The organism is Mesorhizobium sp. M4A.F.Ca.ET.050.02.1.1 (genome assembly GCF_003997725.1).
In the GTDB taxonomy this organism is placed as follows: domain Bacteria; phylum Pseudomonadota; class Alphaproteobacteria; order Rhizobiales; family Rhizobiaceae; genus Mesorhizobium.
This window is the reverse complement of the sequence record NZ_RZSG01000850.1, coordinates 1-2,480: the sequence shown is the minus strand read 5'-3', so window position 1 is coordinate 2,480 and position 2,480 is coordinate 1. Positions and strand designations below refer to the sequence as shown.

The following is a 2,480-nucleotide window of genomic DNA, read 5'->3' as shown; positions in this document are numbered from 1 at the left end:
CGGTCAGCCGCCGCTTCTCGATCGGCCAGAAGCGGTTGCCGACGGCGCGGATGAAGGCGCGGTCGTGCGAGGCGAGAACGCAGCTCGCCTGATGCGCTAGCAGTTCCGTTTCCAAGGCTTCTTGGCCATCGATGTCGAGGTGGTTGGTAGGCTCGTCGAGCAGGTAGAAATTGGGATTGGCAAGCCTGAGCGCCAGCATCACCAGCCGCGCCTTCTGCCCGCCCGACAAGAGCCCGATCCGGCGCGCCTGCATGTCAATTGCGACGCCGGCGCCGGCGAGCAGCGAGCGGGCGCGCTGCTCGCCGATGTCGAATCTGCGCGTCACCATCGCCAGCGGCGTGTCGTCGCCGCTCATGCCCGACAGAGCCTGGTCGCTGTAGCCGAGTACCGTCGACGGCGTCACCTTCACGTTGCGCGCGCTTTCCGGCTCGGTGACGGCGTTGCGGAGCAGGGTGACGAAGCGCGACTTGCCGACGCCGTTGCGGCCGAGCAGCACGATGCGGTCGCCCTGGCAGATGTGGCGCTTGCCGGTCCGGAACAGCAGCGTGCCGTCGGGCGTTTCCACGGCCACGTCGTCGAGCGTGATCAAGACCTTGGCGTGCGTGCCGCTGTTGGCGAGCCTGAGCGCGCCCGCCGAGCGCTCGCGATGCGCCGGCTGGGCCGCGTCTTCCAGCTTCTCCGCCCGCTGGTTGAGCTGCTTGGTCTTGACGGTTAGCAGGTCGCTGCCCGAATTGATGCCGATGTTGTTGAGCTTGGCCGCCTGGCGGCGGAGTTGCTGGGCGACCTTCATGTCGCGCTCGAACTTGCGCGCCGTCGAGGCATCGACCTCATCGAGCGCCTCGCGCGCCCGCGAATAGGGCAGCGGGAACACCCGCGACTGCTCCGGGCGCAGGAACAGCGTGCGGTTGGTGGTGGCATCGAGGAAGGCGCGGTCGTGGCTGGCAATCACCACCGGCACCTCGCGCGGCAGTCCGATGAGCCAGTTTTCCAGCTGGCCGATTTTCGCCAGGTCGAGATGGTTGGTCGGCTCGTCGAGCAGAAGCACGTCCGGATCGGTGACCCAGACGCGGGCGATCAGCGCCAGCCTTTGCCAGCCGCCGCTGAGCGCGCGCATCGGCCGGCCGCGCATCTCTTCCGGCACGTCGAGGGAATCAAGAACGATGTCTACCCGCCACAACTCGCTATCGGCCTGCTCGGGCGACAAGGCATCGGCCACCACCTGATGGAAGCTGCGGTCGAGAAGCGTGTCGGGGACGGATTGCTCGACATGGCCGACACGCAGGCCGCGCGTGCGGGTGATGTCGCCGGAGGTGGCCTCCATTTCGCCGGTCAGGCATTTGAGCAAAGTGGATTTGCCGCGGCCGTTGGCGGCGACGATGCCGAGCCGGTCGCCCGCGCCGATGCTGAGGTCGAGGTTGGAGAAGAGCGGCGCACTCATGGTGACGCCGAGCGATTTGAGGCTGATCAGGGCCATGTCGATTTCTCTGGTCTTGCCGGTGTCCGGCTGATGCACTTTGACGGTGCGCGGACCGGCCATCAGGCCAAGCTCAGCGGCACCACGAAGGGCAGACCAAAAATCGAAGCGGGAAGTTCCCGGACCGTCCTGGTCAGCCCTGCAAGCAAGCTCGCAGGGCAGAAATCGGGCCACGCTGACGATGGTGATCGATAAACACGCAGCCCTCCTTTCGAGACGTTTGAGTGACGTGGAGCGATTACACCAAGGTGGGGATGGTAGCAAGGGAGTGCCTTTTGCACGATATCCTTGCCTTGGCGCACAACCGCAATGAAAGGAGAACTGTGATGGACTTGATCCGCACCAATGGGTCAGACGCGTTGCGCTAGCAACCTCCAGGGATATCGCTTCTTGGATATTTTCCCTTTTGACACTATTGCTTCCTCACTCCAAGCTGGGTGCGATCTACGGAGGGCATACAGGTGGGCATGGTGCGAATCCTTTTTCTTGCGACAACTTTGCTGACTTCGCAATTCGCCAACGCTGCGGAGCAGTTGCCTTTTCCAGATTTGGACACGGAAGGCTTGCACGGCCTTAGTGTCGAAAATGCTCGACAAGACGGAGCAGCAGGTGGAGAAGGACAAGTGCCTCGTGTTTGAAAAAACAATGAGAGCCACAATTCAACCCTATTGGCACCTCGTTGAACGACGCGAAAGCGATCTATTGAAGAAGTATATAACAGTGGTGCAATTTCAAACATATGGTACAGTTAGCTCTTTTGTGGCCTCCGCCTTGGGGAAGGCCTGCCTCGACGGTCGCGTATTTTGCAGCCCCGGCGAGCCAACTGTGGATGCCGCCTTTTCAGCCCTCAAAAGTGACTATTACTGCTATTTGAAAAATCGAGATGTGAAATCGGAGAACCTTCGCAATTGTCTTAAAGAGGAAAAAATACGAAAGTCGCAATTGGCGAAGTACTGGGCAAACTTACCGAAGGGGAAAACAGATTGGTGTATTGGCAACGCTTTCG

General features: G+C 61.2%; 2 protein-coding genes. One reads left to right on the top strand and one right to left on the bottom strand.

Annotated features, from left to right (window positions below; translation table 11 throughout):
- Positions 1–1,474: ABC-F family ATP-binding cassette domain-containing protein (locus EOA33_RS32165; protein WP_145989409.1), on the bottom strand; the 1,474-nt coding region annotated here is incomplete at its 3' end.
- Between the two features lie 585 nt (positions 1,475–2,059).
- Here EOA33_RS32165 and EOA33_RS32160 point away from each other — a divergent pair.
- Positions 2,060–2,480: hypothetical protein (locus tag EOA33_RS32160; protein ID WP_145989408.1), on the top strand; the 421-nt coding region annotated here is incomplete at its 3' end.